The 21,664-nt window shown below is 65.0% G+C and carries 21 protein-coding genes; 12 read left to right on the top strand and 9 right to left on the bottom strand.

Annotation, left to right across the window (positions count from 1 at the left end; translation table 11 throughout):
- Window positions 1-9: 9 nt before the first annotated feature.
- On the top strand, window positions 10-984 hold the full coding sequence (locus AC1DYK_RS11290) for a Bug family tripartite tricarboxylate transporter substrate binding protein (protein WP_478166379.1): 975 nt from the start codon (window positions 10-12) through the stop codon (window positions 982-984).
- Here AC1DYK_RS11290 and AC1DYK_RS11285 read toward each other — a convergent pair.
- On the bottom strand, window positions 968-1,375 hold the full coding sequence (locus tag AC1DYK_RS11285) for a 3'-5' exonuclease (protein ID WP_478166378.1): 408 nt from the start codon (window positions 1,373-1,375) through the stop codon (window positions 968-970). The genes AC1DYK_RS11290 and AC1DYK_RS11285 overlap by 17 nt on opposite strands.
- Between AC1DYK_RS11285 and AC1DYK_RS11280 the strand changes: the two genes are divergently transcribed.
- The 4 genes from AC1DYK_RS11280 to AC1DYK_RS11265 all read left to right on the top strand — a co-directional run bounded on the left by AC1DYK_RS11280 (window position 1,362) and on the right by AC1DYK_RS11265 (window position 4,724).
- Window positions 1,362-1,769, top strand: coding sequence for an ATP-binding cassette domain-containing protein (locus AC1DYK_RS11280; protein ID WP_478166377.1), 408 nt, complete (start codon window positions 1,362-1,364; stop codon window positions 1,767-1,769). The two genes, AC1DYK_RS11285 and AC1DYK_RS11280, sit on opposite strands and share 14 nt — an antisense overlap.
- Window positions 1,766-2,200 carry an ATP-binding cassette domain-containing protein gene (locus tag AC1DYK_RS11275; protein ID WP_478166376.1) on the top strand — a complete coding sequence of 145 codons (435 nt, stop codon included), beginning with the start codon at window positions 1,766-1,768 and terminating at the stop codon, window positions 2,198-2,200. Before AC1DYK_RS11280 ends, AC1DYK_RS11275 begins: the two co-directional genes overlap by 4 nt.
- A gap of 1 nt (window position 2,201) precedes the next feature.
- Window positions 2,202-3,812, top strand: a complete 1,611-nt coding sequence (locus AC1DYK_RS11270; protein WP_478166375.1) for an AMP-binding protein — start codon at window positions 2,202-2,204, stop codon at window positions 3,810-3,812.
- Window positions 3,813-4,037: 225 nt separating this feature from the next.
- Window positions 4,038-4,724 carry a DsbA family oxidoreductase gene (locus AC1DYK_RS11265; RefSeq protein WP_478166374.1) on the top strand — a complete coding sequence of 229 codons (687 nt, stop codon included), beginning with the start codon at window positions 4,038-4,040 and terminating at the stop codon, window positions 4,722-4,724.
- 313 nt (window positions 4,725-5,037) lie between these two features.
- Here the strand turns inward: AC1DYK_RS11265 and AC1DYK_RS11260 are convergent, their stop codons facing one another.
- From AC1DYK_RS11260 to AC1DYK_RS11245, 4 genes are all read right to left on the bottom strand, one after another.
- Complete coding sequence (locus tag AC1DYK_RS11260; RefSeq protein ID WP_478166373.1) at window positions 5,038-6,291, bottom strand: hypothetical protein; 1,254 nt, start codon at window positions 6,289-6,291, stop codon at window positions 5,038-5,040.
- A 384-nt stretch (window positions 6,292-6,675) separates the two neighbouring features.
- The gene (locus AC1DYK_RS11255; RefSeq protein ID WP_478166372.1) at window positions 6,676-7,518 is read right to left on the bottom strand and encodes an ATP adenylyltransferase family protein; all 843 of its coding nucleotides are present in this window, start codon (window positions 7,516-7,518) and stop codon (window positions 6,676-6,678) included.
- A gap of 90 nt (window positions 7,519-7,608) precedes the next feature.
- Window positions 7,609-10,071 (bottom strand): response regulator, encoded by a 2,463-nt coding sequence (locus AC1DYK_RS11250; protein WP_478166371.1) that lies wholly within the window; start codon window positions 10,069-10,071, stop codon window positions 7,609-7,611.
- Complete coding sequence (locus AC1DYK_RS11245; protein ID WP_478166370.1) at window positions 10,068-11,771, bottom strand: SpoIIE family protein phosphatase; 1,704 nt, start codon at window positions 11,769-11,771, stop codon at window positions 10,068-10,070. The genes AC1DYK_RS11250 and AC1DYK_RS11245 overlap by 4 nt, the downstream gene beginning before the upstream one ends.
- 185 nt (window positions 11,772-11,956) lie before the next feature.
- Between AC1DYK_RS11245 and AC1DYK_RS11240 the strand changes: the two genes are divergently transcribed.
- The 7 genes from AC1DYK_RS11240 to AC1DYK_RS11210 all read left to right on the top strand — a co-directional run bounded on the left by AC1DYK_RS11240 (window position 11,957) and on the right by AC1DYK_RS11210 (window position 18,745).
- A complete protein-coding gene (locus tag AC1DYK_RS11240) occupies window positions 11,957-13,195 on the top strand; it encodes an amino acid ABC transporter substrate-binding protein (RefSeq protein WP_478166369.1) in 1,239 nt (412 codons plus the stop codon).
- Window positions 13,196-13,267: 72 nt separating this feature from the next.
- Window positions 13,268-14,152 carry a branched-chain amino acid ABC transporter permease gene (locus AC1DYK_RS11235; protein ID WP_478166368.1) on the top strand — a complete coding sequence of 295 codons (885 nt, stop codon included), beginning with the start codon at window positions 13,268-13,270 and terminating at the stop codon, window positions 14,150-14,152.
- Complete coding sequence (locus tag AC1DYK_RS11230) at window positions 14,149-15,129, top strand: branched-chain amino acid ABC transporter permease (RefSeq protein WP_478166367.1); 981 nt, start codon at window positions 14,149-14,151, stop codon at window positions 15,127-15,129. Before AC1DYK_RS11235 ends, AC1DYK_RS11230 begins: the two co-directional genes overlap by 4 nt.
- A complete protein-coding gene (locus AC1DYK_RS11225) occupies window positions 15,126-15,869 on the top strand; it encodes an ABC transporter ATP-binding protein (RefSeq protein ID WP_478166366.1) in 744 nt (247 codons plus the stop codon). The genes AC1DYK_RS11230 and AC1DYK_RS11225 overlap by 4 nt, the downstream gene beginning before the upstream one ends.
- Window positions 15,869-16,741: an ABC transporter ATP-binding protein gene (locus AC1DYK_RS11220; RefSeq protein ID WP_478166365.1), complete on the top strand. Its 873-nt coding sequence runs from the start codon at window positions 15,869-15,871 to the stop codon at window positions 16,739-16,741. Before AC1DYK_RS11225 ends, AC1DYK_RS11220 begins: the two co-directional genes overlap by 1 nt.
- 123 nt (window positions 16,742-16,864) lie before the next feature.
- Window positions 16,865-18,181 carry a M16 family metallopeptidase gene (locus AC1DYK_RS11215; RefSeq protein ID WP_478166364.1) on the top strand — a complete coding sequence of 439 codons (1,317 nt, stop codon included), beginning with the start codon at window positions 16,865-16,867 and terminating at the stop codon, window positions 18,179-18,181.
- Between the two features lie 144 nt (window positions 18,182-18,325).
- Window positions 18,326-18,745, top strand: coding sequence for a hypothetical protein (locus AC1DYK_RS11210; RefSeq protein ID WP_478166363.1), 420 nt, complete (start codon window positions 18,326-18,328; stop codon window positions 18,743-18,745).
- Between the two features lie 27 nt (window positions 18,746-18,772).
- Here AC1DYK_RS11210 and AC1DYK_RS11205 read toward each other — a convergent pair whose 3' ends face one another.
- From AC1DYK_RS11205 to AC1DYK_RS11190, 4 genes are all read right to left on the bottom strand, one after another.
- The gene (locus tag AC1DYK_RS11205) at window positions 18,773-19,084 is read right to left on the bottom strand and encodes a type II toxin-antitoxin system RelE/ParE family toxin (RefSeq protein WP_478166362.1); all 312 of its coding nucleotides are present in this window, start codon (window positions 19,082-19,084) and stop codon (window positions 18,773-18,775) included.
- Window positions 19,081-19,380, bottom strand: a complete 300-nt coding sequence (locus AC1DYK_RS11200) for a YlcI/YnfO family protein (protein WP_478166361.1) — start codon at window positions 19,378-19,380, stop codon at window positions 19,081-19,083. The genes AC1DYK_RS11205 and AC1DYK_RS11200 overlap by 4 nt, the downstream gene beginning before the upstream one ends.
- Before the next feature lie 154 nt (window positions 19,381-19,534).
- Window positions 19,535-20,179 carry a PIN domain-containing protein gene (locus AC1DYK_RS11195; protein ID WP_478166447.1) on the bottom strand — a complete coding sequence of 215 codons (645 nt, stop codon included), beginning with the start codon at window positions 20,177-20,179 and terminating at the stop codon, window positions 19,535-19,537.
- Between the two features lie 9 nt (window positions 20,180-20,188).
- A complete protein-coding gene (locus AC1DYK_RS11190; RefSeq protein ID WP_478166360.1) occupies window positions 20,189-21,334 on the bottom strand; it encodes a hypothetical protein in 1,146 nt (381 codons plus the stop codon).
- Window positions 21,335-21,664 lie beyond the last annotated feature (330 nt).

The following is a 21,664-nucleotide window of genomic DNA, read 5'->3' as shown; positions in this document are numbered from 1 at the left end:
ACATATCCCATGAAAAAAGCACCGCGCTTGTCGCTGGCCCTGGCTCTGACCTTGGCCGCCCCCGTGATGGCCTGGGCCCAGGTCTATCCCAGCCGGCCCATCAACTGGATCGTGCCGTTTCCATCTGGAGGCACCACGGACGTGGTGGCGCGCATCGTGGCCCAGGGCCTGAGCCGCGAGTTGGGGCAGCCCGTGATGGTGGAGAACAAGGCCGGCGCGGGTGGCAGCATAGGCACGCAGCAGCTGGTGCGCGCACCGGCCGACGGCTACACCATCGCCATGGCCACGGTGAGCACGCATGCGGTCAACCCGGCCTGTAATGCCCGGCTGGGCTATGACCCGCTCAAGGACTTCACGCCGATCACCAACCTCGCACGCACGGCCAATGTGCTGACCGTGAACAACCGCTTCGCGGCCAGAAACCATGCCGAGTTCCTGGCGGCCCTCAAGGCCCAGCCCGGCAAGTACAGCTATGCCAGCACCGGCCATTGCGGCGGCATGCACATGATGGGCGAGATGTACAAGGTGGGCGCCAAGGTGTCCATGGTCCATGTGCCCTATCGCGGCGCAGGGCCCGCGCTCAATGACCTGATGGGCGGGCAGGTGCCGGTGATGTTCGACAACCTGCCCTCGTCCATGGGCCACATCAAGTCCGGCAGCATCCGTGCGCTGGCCGTGGCATCGCCCGGGCGCCTTGCCTCTCTGCCCGATGTGCCCACCTTCAAGGAGCTGGGCCTGGCCGAGGTCAACGAGCCCGCCTGGTACGGCGTGGTGGCACCGGCACGCACGCCGGATGCCGTGGTGCAGCGCCTCAACCATGCCCTGGTCACCGTGTTGTCCGACCCGGCCGTGCGCGCCCGCCTGGAAGCCAGCGGCGCCGAGCCCGTGGGCAACTCACCGCAGGCCTTCGCCTCCGAGATCCGCACCGAGTTGGACAAGATGCGCCGCGTGGCAAAGCAGCAGGGAATTACGTTCGAGCAATAGATGGGGATGTGGCCAGGAGCTGGCGAACTACCCCACCGCTGGCGGCACGGGCGGTGTTTAGCGCCTGGCTGGACGAGATCGAGGCCGGCCCGACCTGTAGATCAAAGCCCGCTGGAATTTGTGGCGCATTTTTCGCGCCCGCCATGGGCGCTTGGCGAATCAAATCTGTGGCCACGATCAACCGCGAAGTCGCCCGCGTCGCCCCCACGTAGAACAACCGCATCTCCTCCAACGGATCGCCCTCCTCCGCCGCGCCAACCTCCCCACCCGCCACGGCCTGCCGCGCTCCCATCACCGCCACCACCGGAGACTCCAGCCCCTTGCTCGCATGCAGGGTCATCACCTTGATGGTGTCGGCCAGCGGGTCGAAGTCGTGCGTGCCCTTGCGCACCTTGTGCGGCAGGCGGCGGCGGGCCAAGGCCTTCGCGCATTCGTCCGGCCTACGCGACAAGGCGCAGACACGCGCCATCAGCCTCTCCTATGCCGAGCGCAAGTTCTTGAGCATGGCGCGCGTCATGGCTTCCGACGCGACGATCTGGCTGCCGGACGAACCGGCCTCGGGTCTGGACCGCGGCTCCTACGACCGCTTCCTGGAACTTCTGCGCAGCGAGGTTGCAAAGGGCGTCACGGTTTGCATCATCGAGCACAACCTCGACATCGTGGTGGGCATCTCGGACCGCATCGCATTCCTCGATCAGGGGCATTTGCTGGCGGATGGTGAACCTGCCGTCGTGCTTGGAGATCCGCAACTCGCTGCCATCTACTTCGGCGAACAAACCACATGAACAGTTCTTTCTGGCTGGCCCAAGGCCTGGTCGTCGGCTATGGCGGAAGACCCGTGCTCGACGGTCTTGATTTTCAACTGCGCAGGACCGAGCGCCTCGATTGGGTCCTGTCGATCTTGCCGGTGGTGCGCGACTTCTACCAGCGCCAGCAGCAAATGGTGTCGATCTGTCGCGCCTCGTTGAGTCGGCCGCGCTGCCTGCTGATGGACGAGCCCTCCATCGGTCTGGCGCCCAAGCTTTTCCAGGACCTGATGCGCCCCATTCGCCAGTTGCAACAGCAAACAGGCATGTCGATCCTGTTGGTGGAACAGAACGTCAAGGAAGCGCTCAAGATTTCGGATCGCGTCATCGTCATGAAGTCCGGTGCCATCATCCACGAGACACATCCGGAAGAACTGAGCGACAACGCCAAATTGATGGAGCTTTACTGAGATGCCCCCATTGCCGACATTTTCGGAACTGCTGGCAAGCCATGTCGCCATGCGGCTGAACGCGATCGCCTTCATCGAGGAAGATCGGGAGATCCGGTTTTCTGACTTCGACGGCCTGTGCCGCCAAACCGCCTCATGGCTGTCCGCGCAAGGCATCGGCCAAGGAGATCGCATCGCGGTCTGGCTGGTCAATCGTGTCGAGTGGCTCGCGCTGGTTTTTGCTGCGGCGCGCATCGGTGCGAGTGTGGTGGCGGTCAACACGCGCTACCGCGCCAGCGAGCTCGAGCGCATCCTGCAGAAGTCCGGCGCGCGCATGCTGGTGCTCGAACTCGGCTTCAGAAAAATCGACTTCCCCTTGGTGCTCCGGGACGTCAATCCCGACGCGGTTCGCTCGCTGCAACGCGTTGCCATTCTGGGGGACGCGCTCGATCTGCCGCCGCTGATTCTCGGCAAACCGACCGTCGCCTTCGACCCTGCGCGGCACAGCAGCGATGCGGCTCCACCCGCCCAGCTCGACCCCGATGCGCTGGCCATGCTGTTCACCACCTCGGGGACCACCAGCGGCCCGAAGCTCGTGATGCACACGCAGCGCACCCTCCTGCTGCACAGCCGGCGTGCAGCAGGCGCCTACGGCTTCGACGAACCGGACGCTCGACTGCTGGGCGCCTTGCCCTTTTGCGGCGTGTTCGGTTTCAACGCGGCCATGGCGGCATTTGCCGCCGGCGCGCCAACCTGCGTCATGGACACATTCGACGCCCCGCTTGCCGTCGAGTTGATACGGCGGCATCGGTTGACGCATGTGTTTGGCAGCGACGAGATGTACGCGCGCATCTTCGATCACGTTGCCGACCATCGCTCGCTGCCGTCGATCCGCACGCTCGGCTTCAGTTCATTCAGCTATAGCGCCGAGGAGTTCGCGTTGCCAGCCCGGGAGCGGGACTTTCCGCTGGCCGGCCTGTATGGATCGAGCGAAGTGCAGGCCCTCTTTGCGATGCAGCCGACGACATTGCCGCCCGAGCAACAGATACAAGGCGGGGGCCGTCCGGCTTCCGGCGAGGGTGCACAGGTCCGGATTCGCGATGTCGACACCTCCGAGTTGTTGGCGCCGGGAGCCTGCGGAGAGATTGAAATACGCGCCGACACCCGCTTTGTCGGCTATTTCAACGACGACGAAGCGACCCGAAGCGCCATCGACGCAGAAGGTTTTTTTCGCACGGGGAACATCGGCTATCTGCGCACGGACGGAACATTCGTCTACCAGACGCGAAGGGGCGATGCGATCCGATTGGCAGGGTTCCTCGTCAGTCCGCCCGAGATCGAAGCGACGTTGGCAGCGTGCCCGGGCGTGGCCGTCGCGCAGGTGGTCGCCGCGCGCATCGATGGCCAGGTCCGCTGCGTCGCCTTCGTGCTTGCGCAAGCAAGCACGGCGGTGACCGAAGCCGAGGTCATCGCCCACGCGGCGGGCTGCATGGCCGCGTTCAAGGTTCCTGCTCGCGTCTGGGTGGTCGACGAATTTCCGACCACCGAGGGAGCCAACGGGACAAAGATTCAACGCGCCGCGCTGAGGGCGATGGCTGAAGAGCGCCTTGCTGAAACGGCACGGCTTGGCTGACACGAAGGGAGCGCATCGGCCGCGGCCTTGAATCCAAGGCGCTGGATTGCTCGCGCTGAGAGTTCCAGACCCGACGACGAAACGAGGCATCCCCTCCTCGACGAGGGGGAGCGCTTGCGGCATTCAAGGTACACCATCGGATCATTGATACGTACGAAACGGGCCCATGAGCTACATCTCGGTCAACGGCTACTCCTCATCCCGACCTGTTGAAGAGCCCCACGCATGAATTCCATCATTCGCCCGGGCATGAGCGCCACGGCTCTTTCCGTCGAGGTCAGCTTCGACCTGATCTGTCCCTGGTGCCTGATCGGCAAGCGGCATCTGGACACCGCGATCGGCATGCTGCGCGCGCGGCACCCGGAAGTGGTGCCTGAAGTCACCTGGCGCTCGCATCCGTTGATGCCTCACGTTCCGAAGCAGGGGCTGCCTTTCGCCGAGTTCTACCTGCAGAGGCTCGGCACTGCGGACGCCGTGGCGTTGCGCCAGGCCCAAGTGCGCGAATCGGCCCGCGCCGCCGGGGTCGAGATTGCGTTCGACCGCATCGAGGTGTTCCCCAATAGCCTGGACGCGCACCAGTTGGTGGCCCGGGCACAAGAACAGGGTGGCCCGGACCTTGGCAGCGCGGTCATCGACGCCCTGTTCGACCGCTACTTCGTTCGAGGCGAGAACATTGGGGACGCCGGCGTGCTTGCCGAGGTGGGAGCCGAACAGGGGATCTCGCCACGTGATGTGGCCGGATTTCCCGTTCCGACGGCGGCGCGCGGCATGCACGGCGTGCCGCACTTTCAGTTTAACGACAGCGTCGTCGTCGAAGGCGCGCAACGCCCCGGCTTGCTGGTGGAAGCGATGCTTCGCGCACTGACGCCTTCGCTCCGACAGGGCGAAGGCCCGGAGCGTTACTGGGGCTGATTCAACTGCGCATAGGGCACGAAGGCGGCGCCGCCCCAGTTGGCCTGCAGCAACATCATCCAGGCGAGACGTTTTTTCATGTCGAAATCTGTTTGAGCGAGCCAGGGGGGCGACGCCGGCGCCGGCGAGGCGCCGCCATTGTGCGCCATCAGCTGCCCGACGTGATGCCGGTGCAGCCGCCGGTCATGGGCAGGGGGGAGACGCGAAGGGGCGATGGATCGCAAACCATCAAGTGCGCGGCCCCAGTGATCCTTTGAGCAAAAGAAAAGGCCGCAGCCAGACTCGGTGGCTGCGGCCTCGCGAAAGCGCCGATTCAGTCGATCAGGCCGAACTGGATATAGCCGCCTTGCGTCCCGCGTGCGCCGACCGCGACGGCAATCTTGCCGCTCTGCACGATGAAGTACGCATTGCTGCTGCCGCCGAGCGGCGCGACGCGGATGTTGATGTCGGCGGGCGCGCCGATCAGGCTGATTGCGGGGCTCTGCGAACCCGTGCTGCCATCCGGGCGCGTAAAGCCGACCGAGTACGTGCTTGCGTCCAGGGACAGTGCGCCCCAGGTGCCATTCGTGTCGGTTACCAGCGCCGTCGACGATGGCCACGCGGCTTGCTGCTGCACGCCGACTCGGAACACGACTTCGCCGGGCTGATTGAGGGTGGCACCGGCCGCAAGATAGACCTTCTCGCCACCGATCTGTGCGATCGAAAAGCCGCCGACATCCGTAGGGTTGGCGGCGTTGGTGATGATCCAGTTCGACGCGTTCGAACCGGCGCTGACGTTGTATGTCAACACCGACGCGGCGGGACAGTTTGCGACCGCCGTGATCGCCACCTCGTTGCACATCAGCACCTGGGTGCCCCCAGCGGTGACTTCGACCTGGCGGATGTTCGAGTCGCGGATCGTCGGCTTCAGGTTGAGGCCGAGGCGGTTGTAGGTTCCGGCGAGATTGGCCTGAGTCGTCACCAGCGCGTTCGAAGCAATGAAGGGCTGCACCGCGTAGGCAGTAGTGCTCCCCACCTGGGTGAACGGGAACGAGCCGACCACCGTGTTGGCTGTCAGTCGGAAGCGCGCCGTATTGAACGTCGACGTGATGCGCGAGCTCTTGAAGAGATAGCCGTTGGTCGGGGTCGGGTCGGCCGCGAAGGCGTCAGAGGCCACGCCGCCGGCGGCGTCCGTCATTGTGTAGCTCATGGTGTCGAAGTTGAGCGCCAGCGTCTGCTGGCTGCCGTTGGTCGCATACACCCGGTACTGCGCATTGCGCGCATCGCCGCCGACAACCTTGAAGACAGCGTCTTTGGTGAGCGCGGCGTTCGCGGTTGCCTTCGCAGTCACCGTGAAGTTCGACTGCGCAATTGTCGTGTTGACGATCTGCGCCTTCCACTTAGTGGCCGAGATGTCGGGGTTGCGAACGTCGATTGCTCCTGTGGTCGCGCTGGCGCTGGTCCAATCGGCGTTCTGATTGGGCGTCACCTCGACCGTGTCGCCGGGCTTCACGGCATAGAGACCGTCCGTTCCAGCGGTCGCAGCGGCACCATTGACGTTGATCGTGACCGCCATCGGGGTGGTCACGGCAATCGGGAACCCTCCGCCTCCTCCCCCTCCTCCACCTCCACCGCATCCCGCAAGACCACCTATCAAGATCGCCATCCCGGCGAATGCACTCCAAGCCCTCATCGCTGATATTCCTGTTGTTGTGGTTGTGTCGGTCACGGTCGGACTGACTGCGCCTTGACCCTGAAATAGTAACTAATGGTTACTTATGTCGCCAAGGGGTTCCCCCTCATTTCTCGCAAGCGCAGCCATTTTTACAACGATGCCCTCCATGGCTGGATCGGTGATTGGCCGCTTTGTAGAGCCGGGCCAGGGCTCCGCCCTCGTTGGGTCCGATCCGAGTCACTGCTTCACCGCATTTGCCACGATCAACCGCGCCGTCGCCCGCGTCGCCCTGATCGGTCATGCGTCATGAAGCACGTCCTGCGGCATCGCAACCGCGCGCAGCACCTGCATCGGCCCTATGGCGTGGACGCGGTCCAGTTCCTCTTGCGAACGCAAGAACAATGAGCCAGCGAAGCCGAGCCCGTTCACCGGGATCGATTCGAAGCATGCGCGCGAACGCGGCACGACGAGCATCCAGCCTCGGCGAACCAGCAGGTTGTAAGGTGCCGACTGGACTTCGCCCTCTTCGGCGGCGACAGCGGAAATGCCGCACCGATGAAGCAACTCGCGATAGAGGGCATGCAAATCGGGAGCCGTCGCTTGCGGCGCCAGACGTGCGAACGCATGCCTGAACGGCAGCCGCGAGCCGCTGGCGAACACTCGCTCCATCGGGACTTCATCCGGGCTTTCGCGTGTGAGCGGGAGCGGCACAAGCTGCAGGTGCTTGTGCCGTTGGCTGGCCCCGGCTTCGACGCCCCCGTTGTAGAAGGCGAGCCCATCGACTTCACTCAGGCAAGTGATGAGCGCCGCGAAATCCTCAACGGTAAGGAGGCGCTCCTGGCGTTCGAAGCTCCGGGTGACGAGCAGCACATGGCCGGCGAGCAGTTGGAACTTGTTCAGCAGGACGTAGTGCGAAGGCGCGAGGTCGCCGACGAACAGAGAACGGTCGTAGTCGCCGAGTGGATCGCTGGCCGCCGCGACATGGCGCGCCTTGTCCTTGCGCGCGAGGCTCGATACCGTGCGCAAGACGAACCGGACGCCATCGCTGTCGAGGAGGATGGCTTGAGTCTCGATCGGCTGCAGTGCACCGTCTGCCAGGGCACGCCGCATGGCATCTTGGACGATGGACAGCGAAAACACGCCGTCATTCTCGACCCGTTGCGGGCAACCGTGAATGACCACGTGGGACCCAGCGGTATCAACCGCTTCCCAACAGGACGGACTTGCCTGTCAAGCCGCTTCCTTGCGACCCTCGAAATACGCAGCCAGGCGCATCCGTTCCTGCTCGAAGGCCGACATGCCGGCGAGAACCGCCTTCCAGTCGCCGCTGCGGCTGGCGCGGTCGATGCGCTCGCACGCGGCTGCGAACGCGAGCGCGCCGACCATCTTGCTGGCACCCGCCATGCGGTGGGCGAACTGGGTGACCTGGGCGACGTCGGCGGCGGCCACCGCCTGGCTGAGTCCGGCCGAGTCGTCCTCGCACGTTCGCCGGAAGGCCGCCAGAACCTCGGCCAACATCGATGCGTCGCCAGTGCATTGCGCCATCAGGTGCGCCTCGTCGATCGGGCCGATGGAAGGGGCGGCCTCGGGACCCGGGCTGGCCGCAGCGGCGGGCGGCGAGGAGGCCTGGGGCAGCGGCAGCCATCGATCGAGCTTTTCGGTCAGCTGCGCCAGTTCCACCGGCTTGACCAGGAAGTCGTCCATGCCGGCGGCCAAGCACGTCTCGGCCTCCCCCTGCAGCGCGTTGGCTGTGCAAGCGATGATCGGCACCCGCTCGCGCCCCGCGTCGGATTCCAGCTGGCGGATGCTGCGCGTCAGGTCGTAGCCGTCCATGTGGGGCATCTGGCAGTCGGTGATGACCAGCCCGAAGCGACCCGACTTCCACATCTCCAGGGCCTGGACGCCGTCGTCGGCGGTCTGGCCGGCATAGCCCAGCGCTCGCACCTGGCGCATGAGCAGCATGCGGTTGATGGGGTGGTCGTCCACCAGCAACACCAGCGTTCCTTCCGTCTCCGCCTGCGCGGTGCCGGGCGCCGTGCGGCGCATGGCCATGGCCGTCGGGAGCGCGCGTGCGTTGTCGGCACCGCTGCCTGGCAGGGTCTCGGCGACAGGCAGGGACAATTCCAGGGTGATCGTCGTGCCCTTCCCCGCCTCGCTTTCCAGGCGGATCGAGCCCCCCATCATCTGCGCCAGTTGCCGAGAGATGACCAGCCCCAGTCCGGTGCCGCCCGGCCGCCGCCGTGCCTCGTCACCGTCCGCCTGGCTGAACGGCTGAAACAGACGCTGCTGGTCCTCGGGGGCGATGCCGATGCCGGTGTCCTTCACCTCGAACCGCAGGCTTTCCTGTCCCTGCGCGCGTCCCAGCCATTGCACGTTGATGTCGATCCAGCCCTCGGAGGTGAACTTGATCGCGTTGCTGACGAAGTTGTTGAGGATCTGGCGCAGGCGCACCGGATCGACCCGCAGCGCGGGACTGACGCGTGGGTCGACCATCCGCCGGACGATCAGGCCCTTGCTGCTGGCATTGCCCAGGTAGATGCTCTGCACCTCCTCGATCAGGCGCTTCATCGAGACGATTTCCGGTCGGATCTCCAGCTTGCCGGCCTCAATCTTCGAAAAGTCGAGGATGTCGTCGATGATGCGCAGCAGCGACCGGCTCGATTCCCGCACCAGCCCGAGCGTCTCGCGCTGCTCGGCGTCCAGCTCGGTCAGGCTCAGGAGCTCCAGCATGCCCAGCATGCCGTGCATGGGCGTCCTGATCTCGTGGCTCATGGTGGCCAGGAAGGTGCTCTTGGCGCGGTTGGCGGCTTCCACCTCGGCGCTGCGCTGCGCCAGGGCCGCATTCAGCTGCTCGATTTCATGCTCCTTCTTCTTTCTCTCCGTCACGTCTTCCGCCATGGTCAGCAGGTAGCGCGGCTGACCGGCCTCGTCGAGGATCGGAATCTTCTTCGCGTGGAGGACGTGCACGCTGCCATCGTATGCATGCAGGGTCTCCTCGGGGATGTCCACCTCCCGGCCCAGCGCCAGCGCTTCCTTGTCCTTGGCCGTGAAGAAATCGGCTTCCTCCGGGGAACTGACGAAATCGCGAATCGTCTTGCCGAGCAACTCCTCCTGGCTGCGCCCCGTCAATTGCTCGAGCGCGCGGTTGGCGCGGACGAGCTTCAGGTCATCGGCGTTCTTGACCATGACGGTATAGGGGATGTGGTGAATCACCGAGTTCAGGAACGCATTGGCTGTTTCCAGTTCGGCCGTACGCAGGCGCACGCGCGCCTCCAGGTCGGCGTTCAGGGCACGCAGGTTCTCTTCCGCCCCGCGCAGCGCCACCTTCTGCCGTTGTTCGTCGAGCGCTCGCCGCACCGCGAAACCCAGCCGCTGCACCCGCTCCCTGAGGACGTAGTCCGTGGCACCGGCCTTCATGCAATCCACCGCCTCTTCCTCGGTCATCAACCTTTTGGAAATCACGATCAGCAGAAGCTCCGGGTGCTGCTGCCGCACGTGCCGCAGCATCTCCAGGCCGCCGACTTCGTAGTCGGACAGCACGAGGTCGAAGTCTTGCCTCTGGAGGGCGGAGACGAAGTCCTCCCTGGTTTGCACCCACACGATGTCGCAGGCAAGATCCCCGTCCTGCAGCCTGTCCCGGATGCGCTGCGCATCGGCCGGGTCGTCCTCGAGATGCAGCACTCGGATGGTCATCTGGGCGCGTCCTGCTCGCCACGGAGCGACTCGACGACACCCTTGAACTCCTCGCGGTTGCGTTCGCTCAGCGCGGAGAGGGCCTCGTGCGCCTGCAGGATCCGCTTGCGCATCGCGCCCTGGCCGCCCCCCGTACCCAGCGCGTAGAGCTCGGGCGCGGCGGGATGGTCCTCGCGGATCGCGGCCAGCACCTGCTGCATGCTCAGTTCCTCGAACAGGGCGCGCACGGCCGGCGTCACCCCCGCGAGCACCACGCCGCCCCGGGCGACCAGCTCGTGCACCGTGCCGAGGCAGGTGCTGTCCATGTACTCGCAGCCGGAGAGGTCCAGCACCAGGGGGCGTCCTCCGTCCAGCACGGCCAGGGCCGTTTCATGGAAGGCGTCGCAATGCATCCAGGTGGCCCGGCCACGCAGCGCAAGGTAGGCGGCATGGTCTGTTTCGCCATAGAACACCACCTCACTCCCGGGCCGCGGCGCGCCGGACGCGGCGGCCGCAGGGAGTTCGGCGCCATTGTCGAACCAGGAGGCGCCCGCGTGCGCGTCGATGAGCAGGATGGTCACGTCATCCCGGTCCGCTCCCTCCGGTGCGCCACCGTGAAGGTGGGCCATCGCTTCCTGCGCACTGGAGAGCGGCTTGGCCAGCACCTGCTTGAGCAGTTCCAGCTCGCGCTCCGACCCGGAGGGCAGCAACCCGTCGGTGTAGAGGAGGATCCGGTCGCCCGCCAGGAGATGAAGACGCACCTGTTGGAAGTGCGCGTCCGGCGCCAGCCCGAGCGCGGGTCCCGTGCGACGGACCAGGCGCGTTTCCCGGCCGTGACGTGCGTGCAGCACGGGCGGATGGCCCGCCGATGCCAGCGTGAGGCTCGCGTCCGAGGTATCCAGCAGGCCAAAGACGGCCGTCAGGAAAAGTCCCGGCGCGGCGTGCGCCTCGCAGATCGATCGGTTCACCGCGGCCAGTACCTCCGCCGGCGGCAGCGCGAGGCCCGTCGCCGGGTCCACCAGGACCAGCCGCTGCTTGAACAGCACCGAGAGCATCGCCGAGGTCACCCCGTGGCCGGTGGCGTCGGCCAGGTAGAAGGCGAGGTGCTGCTCGCCCAGCCGGACCACGTCGTAGAGGTCGCCGCCCACATGCTGTCCCGGGCGGTAGACCGCCTGGATGCAATAGCCCTCCATCGGGGGCGGGCTGCGCGGCAGCAAGGCGCGCTGGATCACCTCCGCCCGCTCGAGATCGCGGCGCAGCACTTCGGACGTCTGCTCAAGTTCGCAGACCTTGCGCTGCAGCTCCCGGTGCAAGCCCTCGCGTTCAGCCAGCAGCTGCCGCCGCTCGAGCGCGTTGCGCACCGCGACCCCCATCTCCTCCGAGTGCGGCGATTTCGACAGGAAGTCGAACGCCCCCAGCCGGATCGCGGCCACCGCCGAGTCGAAGGTTTCCAGCCCCGAGAGGACGATCCACATGGCGTCCGGCACCGCCTGGCGTCCCCAGCGCAGCAGTTCCAGGCCGTCCATGCGCGGCATCATGATGTCCGTCAGCACCAGGGCGACGTCCGGGTGCTGGCGCAGGACCTCCTGCGCAGCGATTCCGTCGGCAGCCTCCAGGACCGGCGCGCAGCCGAGGGTTTCCAGTGCCCGCTTCACCATCAGGCGGGTCACCGGCTCATCGTCCACCACCAGCGCGACAGGAGGGGCAGGGTCGAAGTTCATCACATCCTCTAGCAGCTAGAGTGCTGTGCAGACAAGAATTCTCGGATTCGGCGGGCGCGATGGCAAGCCACTGGCACAACAAGCCGCAGCGCCGATACGCCCACTGCCCCATTGGGTGTATCGAAGGGCTATATTGAACGTGCCGCACCGACGTTCCATCGGAGAGGACGCATGAGGAGACAATCATGCCGAAAACATCCGCCATGACACTCCTGCCGACCGCGGGCGCCTGCGCCCTGCTGTTGATGACGGCAGCGAAGGGCGCCGACAAGGTCGAAGCCGATTCCATCGTTCTCGGCGCGGCGGTGTCGATCACCGGCAAGTATTCCGTCAACGGCAAGAACACGAAGGACGGCTACGATCTTGCGGTCAAGCGCGCCAACGAAAGCGGCGGCGTCAAGGTGGGCGACAAGAGCTACAAATTCAAGATCGTCTACTACGACGATGAATCCACGCCGGCGCGCGGGGCGCAGCTCGCCGAGCGCCTGATTGCCCAGGACGGAGTGAAGTTCGTGCTCGGCGCCTACAGCTCGGGATTGACCAAGGCGATCGCGCCGGTGACCGAGAAATACAAGGTTCCGCATGTCGAAGGCAACGGCGCGGCGCGCGAATTGTTCACCCAAGGCTATCGCTACCTCTTTGCCGTCCTGTCCACTTCGGACTACTACTTGCGCGATGCGGTGAATCTGGCGGCCGAAGTCGCCAGGCAGAACGGTCGCGACCCGAAGACGCTCAAGGTCGCGATGGCTTTCGAGAACGATCCGTTCAGCCTGGACGTGCGCGACGGCGTCGTGGAGGACGCCGCGCGTCAGGGCATGAAGATCGTCATCGACGACAAGCTGCCGCCCGACCTGAACGACATGGCGGCGACGCTCGCCAAGGTCAGGGCCCTCAAGCCCGATCTGCTCATCGTGTCCGGGCACGAGAAGGGCGCGACCCTCGTGGTGCGACAGACGGCGGAGATGAAGGTGGACGTCCCGATGATCGCCACGACGCACTGCGACTCGGCCCAGGTTGCGGAGACGCTGGGCAAGCTCGCCGAGTCGGTCCTGTGCGCTTCGCAATGGGACCGCAGCCTGAACTATCGGGACAAGTGGTTCGGCACCGCCGAGCAGTATGCGCAGCTCTTCAAGAAGGAGTTCGGCTACGAAGCACCGTACCAGGCGGCCGAGTCGACGGCGTCGGTATTGGTCTATGTGGACGCCTTCGAACGCTCCCAGTCCTTCGATCCCGAGAAGGTGCGCGATGCCATCGCCAGCACCGACATGATGACCTTCTACGGGCCGATCAAGTTCGACCCGAGCGGAAAGAACACCGCCAAGCCCATGGTGCTCTACCAGGTGCAGAACGGACACTACAAGGTGGTGGCCCCGACCCGATGGGCCGAGGCCAAGCTGGTCTGGCCGCGAAAGGTCGCGCCGTAGCGGCGGCGTCCCGTTCCCCGGTCCGGCGGCCCGGGACTGGGAGAGGTGAATGGCGAGATGAACAACCTCCAGTTGCTGTTCGACGCGCCCGTGCTGTCGGTGCAGTTGCTGCTCGACGGTATCTGGATCGGAGCGATCTTTGCGCTTCCGGCCTACGGCATGGCGCTCGTCTGGGGCGTGATGAACCTGATCAATATCGCCCAGGGCGAGTTGGTCATGCTCGGGGGGTACGTCGCGTTCTTCCTGTATGCCGCCGGCATCCACCCGTTGTTCGGCATTCCGCTGGCCGCGCTGCTGATGTTCCTTTTCGGCTGGGCGCTGTACCGCAGCGTCATCTTCCGCGTCGTGGACAAGGATCTTTTCGTCTCCATCCTCGCCACCTTCGGCCTCAGCGTTCTCTTGCAGCAACTCGCCAACGGCCTGTTCGGCGCGAATCTGCGCACGGCCGAGTCCGGTTTCGGAACCTTGTTCCTGTTCGGCGGGCTGGTCACTGTCGCCGAGATCAAGCTGGTTTCATTCGTGGCAGCCCTGGTGGTCGGGGCTGCGTTGATGGGGTTTCTCAAGCGTTCGCGCATGGGACGGGCGATCCGGGCCACGGCCCAGAACGCGCGTGCCGCGCGCATCATGGGCGTCGATACAGACGCCGTGTACGCCTGGACCTTCGGCATCAACGCGGCGATCTGCGGGGCGGCCGGGGCCTTGGTGGCGATGACCTGGGTGGTGCATCCGTACCTGGGCCTGCCGTACACGGTGCGCTCGTTCATGATCGTGATCCTCGCCGGACCCGGCAATGTGATGGCCGTGTTCGTCGCAGCGCTCGGGCTCGGCGCGGCCGAGAATTTCGCCGGGTTCATCCTCGGTGCTGAATACCAGGCGGCATTTGTCTATGGCCTGCTGGTCGTCATTCTCGTGTGGCGGCGATTCTCGCTCGGTCGCCAGCGGAGGGTCCTGCGATGAACTCGGCGTTCACGCGTGCGGCCCTCTATGCCGGCGTGGCGGTCCTGGCGCTGCTGGCGCCGATCCTGGTGCCCGACTACCGCACGCAGCTGGCGTTCCTTTGGGTGATGATCGTGTTCGCGCTCACCTGGGACCTGCAAGGCGGCCAGATGGGCTACAACTCTTTCGGCAACATCCTGTTCTTCGGCATCGGCATGTACGCCTGTGCCGTGGTGCAGCGGGACTCGGGTCTCGGCTATTTTCCGGCGCTGTTCCTTGGCATGGGTGCGGGCGCCGTGCTTGCAGTCGCCGTGGCCGCACTGCTCGGGTCCGGCATGCTCGGCTTGCGCGGACACTACTTCGCCATCGGCACGCTGGGTCTTGGCATTGCCGCGGGCGAACTTGCCGGCGGCTGGGATTTCATCGGCGCCGGCGCGGGCATGGTCCCGCCGCTGTTCCCTGGCGCGATCGGCGGGCGCGAGAGCTTCTTCTACTACCTCTGCCTGGCACTTGCGGCCATCACCTTTGCGTTCCTGCGCTGGTTGTACGCCGGACGCTTCGGCCTTGCGATCAACGCCATCCGCGACGATGAAGACAAGGCCGAAGCGATGGGCCTGCGCACGACGCGGTACAAGACCACGGCGTGGTGCATCTCGGCATTGTTTCTGGCACTTTCCGGCGCTGCCGTGGGCAACATGATCGGCTTCATCGATGCGCGCGAGGTCGCGTTCGCCGGCACGACCTTCGGCGTGTGGATGGTGCTGATGGCGATCCTGGGCGGGAAGGGAACGCTTTGGGGCCCCGTGATCGGCGCGGTGATCTTCCATCTGACCAAGGAGGTGTTCTGGACCTACCTGCTCGGCTGGCAGCGCGTGGCGCTCGGCTTGCTGATCGTGATCATCGTGGTGTTCTTCCCGCGCGGGATTCTCGGGTGGGTGCACGAGCGCTGGCCGGAGCGCTTCGGTCACCGGATCGAAGGATCGGAGGTCCATCAGTGACGGCGATCCTCAGCATCCGCGGCGTGCGCAAGACATTCGGCGGCGTGGTCGCCAACAACGGGATCGGTCTCGACGTGCCCGAGGGCAAGATCGTCGGGTTGATCGGCCCCAACGGCTCCGGCAAGACCACGCTGTTCAATTCGATCGTCGGCTATCACCCGATCGACGCCGGCTCGATCCGCTTTCAGGCGCGCGAGATCTCCCGTTTGCGTGTGCCCGAAATCGCCCGTCTGGGTCTGTTGCGCACCTTTCAGCAGACGCGCATCTACGGCAGGATGACCTGCATGCAAAACATGATCATCAGCGTGCCGCAGTCCGGCGATCGATGGCGCTCGATGTTTCGCCGCGTTTCGCCCGCCGAGACCGGCAAGGCCGAGGATCTGCTCAAGTTCGTCGGCCTGTACGCCAAACGCCAGCTTCAAGCGGGCGAGCTTTCCTTCGGACAGCAGAAGCTGCTCGAGTTCGCCATGGCGCTCATGAGCGAACCCAGGATGCTGCTGCTCGACGAGCCCACGGCCGGCATCAATCCGACACTGATCAACGGCCTGATCAGCCAGCTGCGCCGAGTGAACCGCGAGTTCGGGGTCACGCTGTTCGTCATCGAACACAACATGCGGGTGATCATGCGGCTGGCCGAATACATCTACTGCCTCGCGCATGGCGAGTTGCTTGCGCAGGGACAGCCCGACGCCATCCAGAATGATCAGCGGGTGATAGACGCCTACCTGGGGGCGCGCTGATGGCGACCCGGAAGCACGGGCAACGCGACGACGCCGATCTGGACCAAGACTGGCTCTCGGTCGATGAGGTCGCGCGCGAGGCCGCGCTCCTGGTCGGCGAGGGGCCTTCGCGCGAGCGCATCGCCGAGCTGGCCGGCGGCGAGCCGCAGTTGTCTGTCGAGAGCCTCCATGCGGGCTACGGCAAGATGGAGGTTCTCCACGGCGTGAATCTGCAGGTCGCCGCCGGTCAATCGCTGTGCATGATCGGCCCCAACGGCGCCGGTAAATCCACGGTGCTGCATTCCATCTACGGCTTCACGCGCATCACCGGCGGCAGCATCCGCGCCAACGGCGAGGACATCACGCGCTTGCCGCCGAACCAGAAGCTCAAGCATTCCGGCATCGCCTACGTCCTTCAGGACAACTCGGTGTTCCCCGACATGTCGGTGGAGGAAAACCTCCTGATGGGAGGCTTTCTGCTGGCGCATCCCGACCAGGCCAGGGAAGCCGTCGAACGCGTGTTTGCGAAGTACCCCAACCTGGCCCATCGCCGCCGCCAGCCGGCGCGCGTGCTATCGGGCGGAGAGCGGCGCCTGCTCGAAATCTCGCGTGCGCTGGTGATGAATCCGCGCATCTTGTTGGTGGACGAGCCTTCGATCGGGCTGGAGCCGCGCTTCATCGACATGGTGTTTGAAATCCTGTCCGACCTGCAACGCAACGAAGGCAAAGCCATCATCATCGTCGAGCAGAACGCGAAGAAGGGCCTGCAATTCGCCGACATCGGCTACGCGCTGGTTTCGGGGTCGGTGGCCATGGCGGGCACGGGCGCCGAACTGCTCGAAAATCCGGACATCGGACGCCTGTTTCTCGGCGCCCGGTCGACCGATTCCTGATTTCAAGCGCAAGGCACGGGCAGCCGGACCTGCGGGCGCAGCGACAATGCACCCATGACTCAAGGCAAGCGCATATCGGCAGACATCGGCGTCAGGCTGCAACAGCCGGAAGGCCGCTGAGCCATGGTCCAACTGCAGGCGGAGCGCACCACCACGGCCCTCCACACGCTTCCAAACGGGGTGAGGCTGCTCGCCATTCACATTCCCCATGTGCAGAGCGCCAGTGTGGGCGTGTTCCTGCGTGTCGGCTGCCGGGACGAGACGCCGGCCAACAACGGCATCGGCCATGTGCTGGAGCACATGGCGTTCAAGGGGACCACCACCCGCTCCGTTCAGGCCATCAACATGGATGCGGAGCGGCTGGGAGCGGATGTCAACGCGTTCACTGGCAAGGACACCACTGGCTACTTCATGACCGGCCTGGGCCGGCACGCGCAGCAGCTGCTGCGCATGACGGCCGACATCGTCTTGAACAGCACATTTCCCGACAGTGAACTGCAGCGCGAGCTGGAAGTGATCCGCCAGGAGGCCATCGAGTACGAGGAGGATCCGCTGGATTGCTCCAGCGAATTGCTCGACCGCGCGATCTGGGGCGACGACCCGATGGGCATGCCGGTGATCGGCACCGTCGGCAACATCGAAGGCTTTACCCGGCAAGACCTGGTCCGCCACGTGCAGTCCCACTACGTCGCGGAAAAGACCGTCGTCGCGGCGGCCGGGAACTTCGACGTCGACGCCTGGGTGGCGCTCGCCGGGGAACTCTTTGCAGCGATGCCCGCGTCGGCCGACCTGCCCGTGTCGCGACAGCCGGCGCCCGCGAAGTACGTCGGTCAAGCCATGGCCCGGCGCTTCACGCAGGTGTCGCAGGTGTTCCTGAACATCGCCTACCCGCTGGCGCCCGCGCAGCAGGAGGAGATGTCGCAGCAGCGCTGGCGCCTTGCGGCAACGCTGGCGGCCAACCTGTTTGGAGGCGGGATGTCGGCGCCCCTGGTCGACACCGTCCGGGAGCGGCTCGGCCTGGCCTACACGGCCGATTCCACGATGGACAGCGGGGACGTCTGGGCCACTTTCGTGGTGCATGCGGTCACGACCCCGGACAAGCTGGACGCGCTGGTGACGGCGACGGGCGGCCTGCTGCGTGCGCAGGCCACCACCATCGATCCGGTGCACCTGGAGCGGGCGAAGAATCAGCTGATCGTGTCCCGCGTGCGCGCAGCGGAGGGGACCTACGCAACGATGGAGCAGGCCGTCGAAGAACTCTTCGCCAGCGGGACCGTGACGCCGACGGCCGATGCGATTGCGATGATCGATGACATCGGAGCGGAAGAAGTGCGGGCAGTCTTCGAGCGGATGCTGGCCAACCCCCCGGCGCTGGCGATGACCGGCAAGGGCGCCAGCGCGCGAACCGCGCGGCAGCTGGCAGCGCGCCTGGCTGCCTGACGCCGTTCTGCCTGCGGTCAACTGAACGGCATCGCGCCCACAGAATTGGGGATTCGGGCATCGGCGCTCGGGCCTAGGCTACTCGGCGCTGGCAACAACCCGCCCAGGCGCGCCTGGGGGCCATTTCCATAGAGGAGCAAGTCGATGTCCACGAACCCGAACTGGAGTGCCTTCGATTCCTGGCGCCAGTGGCTGCCACCATCGCCTGGCACTTTGGTCCAGCCCATATTGCCCGGCTGGTCGCTGAACATCAACAGCAACAACTCCACGGCGCCCGAGACCGAGGTCGACATCGTTGCAAAGCACAGTTACGGTCGTCAGATCGGCCGCATTTCGGATGCTCTGCGCGAGCTGATCCTTGAGGCGCACCCCAAGCCGCCCGAGACCGGCGCGCTGGGGGAATTCATGACCATGTGGGACGAAATCGAGAAAGTGAAGCTCGACGGCGCGGCGGAACGACTCGGGCGGATTGCGTCCGACCTCGCGTTGCTGAAAGACAAGGACCACGCTGAATACCTGCAGCTGCGGGATGCCTTGCGGCGGGCGTTGAAGCAAACGGATTGAACGGCTCCGGCGGCGCGCCGACAAAAGCTAGTGGTAATCGTCTTCACGCTGGTGGCGGATCGCGGCAACCACGATTTCCTTGTCGCTGACGATTCGAAACAGGGCCACATACCCCGACGCTCCAAATGGAATGACCAGTTCTCGCTCGAGTCGGTCTTCGTCAGCGATGCGGCAGGTGAAGGGATTGGTCTCCAGGATTCTGATTTCCGCGCGAATCGCGGCGACAGCGCGACGCGGCAGATCGAAGTCTCCGTATTGCAGCGCTGCCTCAATGAGAAAGTCCTCAAGACGCATGAGGTCCTCGAGGGCCTCATGCGTGAGGGCGACGGTGTAGGTCACGAGCGAGAGGCCGTGCCGCGCTTGTCCTGCGCGAGGTCAGCGACTCGCGCATCGAGGCGTGCCTGCATGGCGTCGAGCGCATCCTTCGCCGAGTAATACTCGCCGCTCTTGCTCGCGCGCTTCAAGGAAGCGCGGCCTCTCTCGAGAAAATCCTGCTGCGATCTGCGCCGCTGTGCGGCTTGCACTGCTGCGTTCTCCACAAACTGCGACAGCGTTTCTCCCGGTCGCAGGACGCTTTCAATTTCTTCGCGCACGGAAGGCTCCACACGCACGGGCGGCAACTGGGCGGTTTTCATGGCTCAACTGTAGAGCAAATGCTATGCAGAGCCAAGCCCGTTTCTCATGGAACTGAACCTCACACCGCCCGAATCACCCGACGGGGTCGCGTGGGATGCGTCCCGCCGATTCGCTGGATCGCTGGCGCGGCGGCGTGGGCTCTTCCAAGCGCTCTCAGCCGGCCTTGAACTCCTCCGCGGCTTGGACGTAGCTCAGGGTGCCATCGACGACCTCGATCACGTCCATGGTCTCCAGCTCGGCAATCACGCAAGCCACCTTGTCGGGCTCCGGCTGCTGGCCGATGCGCGACTGGATGCGTGTCCTCAACGCTGCCAGGTTGCGCGGTCTGCTGGAGCCGCGAATGTCCTTCAGCATGCCGTCGCAAACGATTTCCACTGACCTCTGCTTCCCGCCCTTGGGTCCGCACTTCAGTGCGGGTGCGATGGCCACGGGAACGACATCCAGGCTGTCCAAACGCTTGACCGCCACCCCTTTCGATCGGGCATGCGCAACCGCGGGGTCATAGTCACCGTCGCCGGCGACGATCAAGAATCGTGCGTTGCCCTCGCGCCTGCCAACCAGGTAGCCGAGATACAGCACGAGGTGGAAATCGAGCGAATTCTTGCCGGGCCTGGAGATGTCGACGATGGATACCTGCACGCCCAACTCCTGGTACTGCGGAAGCATGTTGATTTCATGCTCGCCGAAGAAGATCCAGGCTTCGCCGTTGGTGCCCATCCACGACGCCACGCACTCCGGCGACGGCTTCTGGTTCTGCAGATCGATCAGCAGATAGGTCTTGTTCATTGCCGCACGCATGGGCAACTTTCAACCGAGACGACTGAAAAGCTCAGCCGCATCCTCGTGTGCCTTCGCATCCTCGAGCGGATCAAGAGGTTCGAGGCGGACGCCCTCGATGCCGTCGACGTACAGAGGCCCTCCTTGGTCGTCGTCGTAGAGCTGGCCGCCATAAAGGCCGCCATCGTGATAGGCCTTCAGGTTGTCCTTGGTCAGATCAGTGCCCAGCAAACGGGCGAAGTAGACCCATTTCCAGCATGCCCGCAGATCGCGGTCGTCGAACTGCTCGATCAGCGTGCGCATCGCCCAGCCGTCGCCTGATTCGGCAGCGCGAGTCAGCCAGTACTCGACATTCGGCTGATCGAAGCGATAGGCGAGATCGACGAGGCGGCTGGAATCGCCGCCCGCTTCGGCGGCCCGATGGAAGCAGGTCGCGTCCTCTCTCTGTTCTGCCAGATCCATCAGCGCGTCAGGATTGCCGAGTTCGGCGGCTCGTTCGAGATGCTGCTGGGCCACTCGCTCAGGGCGCTGAGGCGATTCGCTTCGGCGCAAGGCAGCCGCGTAGGCGTCGGCCCATTCCTTCTCCACGCCGTGAAGCTCCGTCCCCTCTTGCTGAACGCGGTACCAATGGGCACTTCCCTCCGCCTCGAATTCGTCGAAGTCATCGACGCGCGAGGCCGCGATCCGCGCCAACGCATAATGCGCGCGGTGCTCGCCTGCTGCAGCCGCACGGTCGAGGCTTTCCAGCAGCACGACCGAGTACGCTTCCCGGCCCGAAGTGTCGTCGTCGTCGAAATCCTCATGCTCGTCATCCGAGTAGAGGTCGTTGACGAAGCCGTAGCCTTCCCGCGCCGACACCACCACGTCGTCGAGTTCGCGCACGCGAATTCCTCTTTCTTCGACCGCGCGCCTGATCGTGGTGGCCGCAAGAAGCGCCACTTCCTGCGTGTGCCCGAGCCCAAGGGCTCGTGCGTTGCCGTCGCCGAAGGTTCGCTTGTGCGAGCGAGTTCGATAGTGGGGGTCTTCGTCGAAGACATGGTTGGCACGCAGCGAGGCGTCCGAGTCAAAACCCAGCGTCGCGGCCAGAACCTGGTAGACGTGTCCGAGCGAGAACGAGGAACCCGACGCCGCCTGGATGGCGCGTTGCGCCTCAAATGCAAGCTTCTTGATAGTCATGGCAATCCTTTCGTGGTGGCAACACCGCGACGAAGCGAACGCACACGTTTAAAGCCTCGACGCGGCAGCGCCAAAAGGAAATTGCTGATGACTGAGAAGTGGGAGAGCCTTGTTCTACTCGTGTGCAAGTACGGTGGGCACCGGCGCAAAGTTTAGCGATTTGGCCGCTGGTTGGCACTTCTGCGTTGCAGTTTCGCAACCGATGCGTGGCATGAGAAGACCCGCTGGCCGACACTATCAAGGTAATGACCCTGCACGCGAGCAAGGGGCCGGCTTGGCGGCGTCGGCGTTGCCTAAGGCCTTGGCCGCACGAGCGGCGTAGCATTGCTG

The organism is Variovorax sp. P2_H12 (assembly GCF_056403395.1).
This window is presented reverse-complemented; position numbering and strand designations above follow the sequence as displayed.

What these genes read in the sequence shown, in the direction of transcription:
- AC1DYK_RS11290 (WP_478166379.1), top strand. Translation starts at nt 10, where the DNA reads ATGAAAAAAGCACCGCGCTTGTCGCTGGCCCTGGCTCTGACCTTGGCC.
- AC1DYK_RS11275 (WP_478166376.1), top strand. Translation starts at nt 1,766, where the DNA reads ATGAACAGTTCTTTCTGGCTGGCCCAAGGCCTGGTCGTCGGCTATGGC.
- AC1DYK_RS11270 (WP_478166375.1), top strand. Translation starts at nt 2,202, where the DNA reads ATGCCCCCATTGCCGACATTTTCGGAACTGCTGGCAAGCCATGTCGCC.
- AC1DYK_RS11265 (WP_478166374.1), top strand. Translation starts at nt 4,038, where the DNA reads ATGAATTCCATCATTCGCCCGGGCATGAGCGCCACGGCTCTTTCCGTC.
- AC1DYK_RS11250 (WP_478166371.1), bottom strand. Translation starts at nt 10,071, where the DNA reads ATGACCATCCGAGTGCTGCATCTCGAGGACGACCCGGCCGATGCGCAG.
- AC1DYK_RS11245 (WP_478166370.1), bottom strand. Translation starts at nt 11,771, where the DNA reads ATGAACTTCGACCCTGCCCCTCCTGTCGCGCTGGTGGTGGACGATGAG.
- AC1DYK_RS11240 (WP_478166369.1), top strand. Translation starts at nt 11,957, where the DNA reads ATGCCGAAAACATCCGCCATGACACTCCTGCCGACCGCGGGCGCCTGC.
- AC1DYK_RS11230 (WP_478166367.1), top strand. Translation starts at nt 14,149, where the DNA reads ATGAACTCGGCGTTCACGCGTGCGGCCCTCTATGCCGGCGTGGCGGTC.
- AC1DYK_RS11220 (WP_478166365.1), top strand. Translation starts at nt 15,869, where the DNA reads ATGGCGACCCGGAAGCACGGGCAACGCGACGACGCCGATCTGGACCAA.
- AC1DYK_RS11215 (WP_478166364.1), top strand. Translation starts at nt 16,865, where the DNA reads ATGGTCCAACTGCAGGCGGAGCGCACCACCACGGCCCTCCACACGCTT.
- AC1DYK_RS11210 (WP_478166363.1), top strand. Translation starts at nt 18,326, where the DNA reads ATGTCCACGAACCCGAACTGGAGTGCCTTCGATTCCTGGCGCCAGTGG.
- AC1DYK_RS11200 (WP_478166361.1), bottom strand. Translation starts at nt 19,380, where the DNA reads ATGAAAACCGCCCAGTTGCCGCCCGTGCGTGTGGAGCCTTCCGTGCGC.
- AC1DYK_RS11195 (WP_478166447.1), bottom strand. Translation starts at nt 20,179, where the DNA reads ATGCGTGCGGCAATGAACAAGACCTATCTGCTGATCGATCTGCAGAAC.
- AC1DYK_RS11190 (WP_478166360.1), bottom strand. Translation starts at nt 21,334, where the DNA reads ATGACTATCAAGAAGCTTGCATTTGAGGCGCAACGCGCCATCCAGGCG.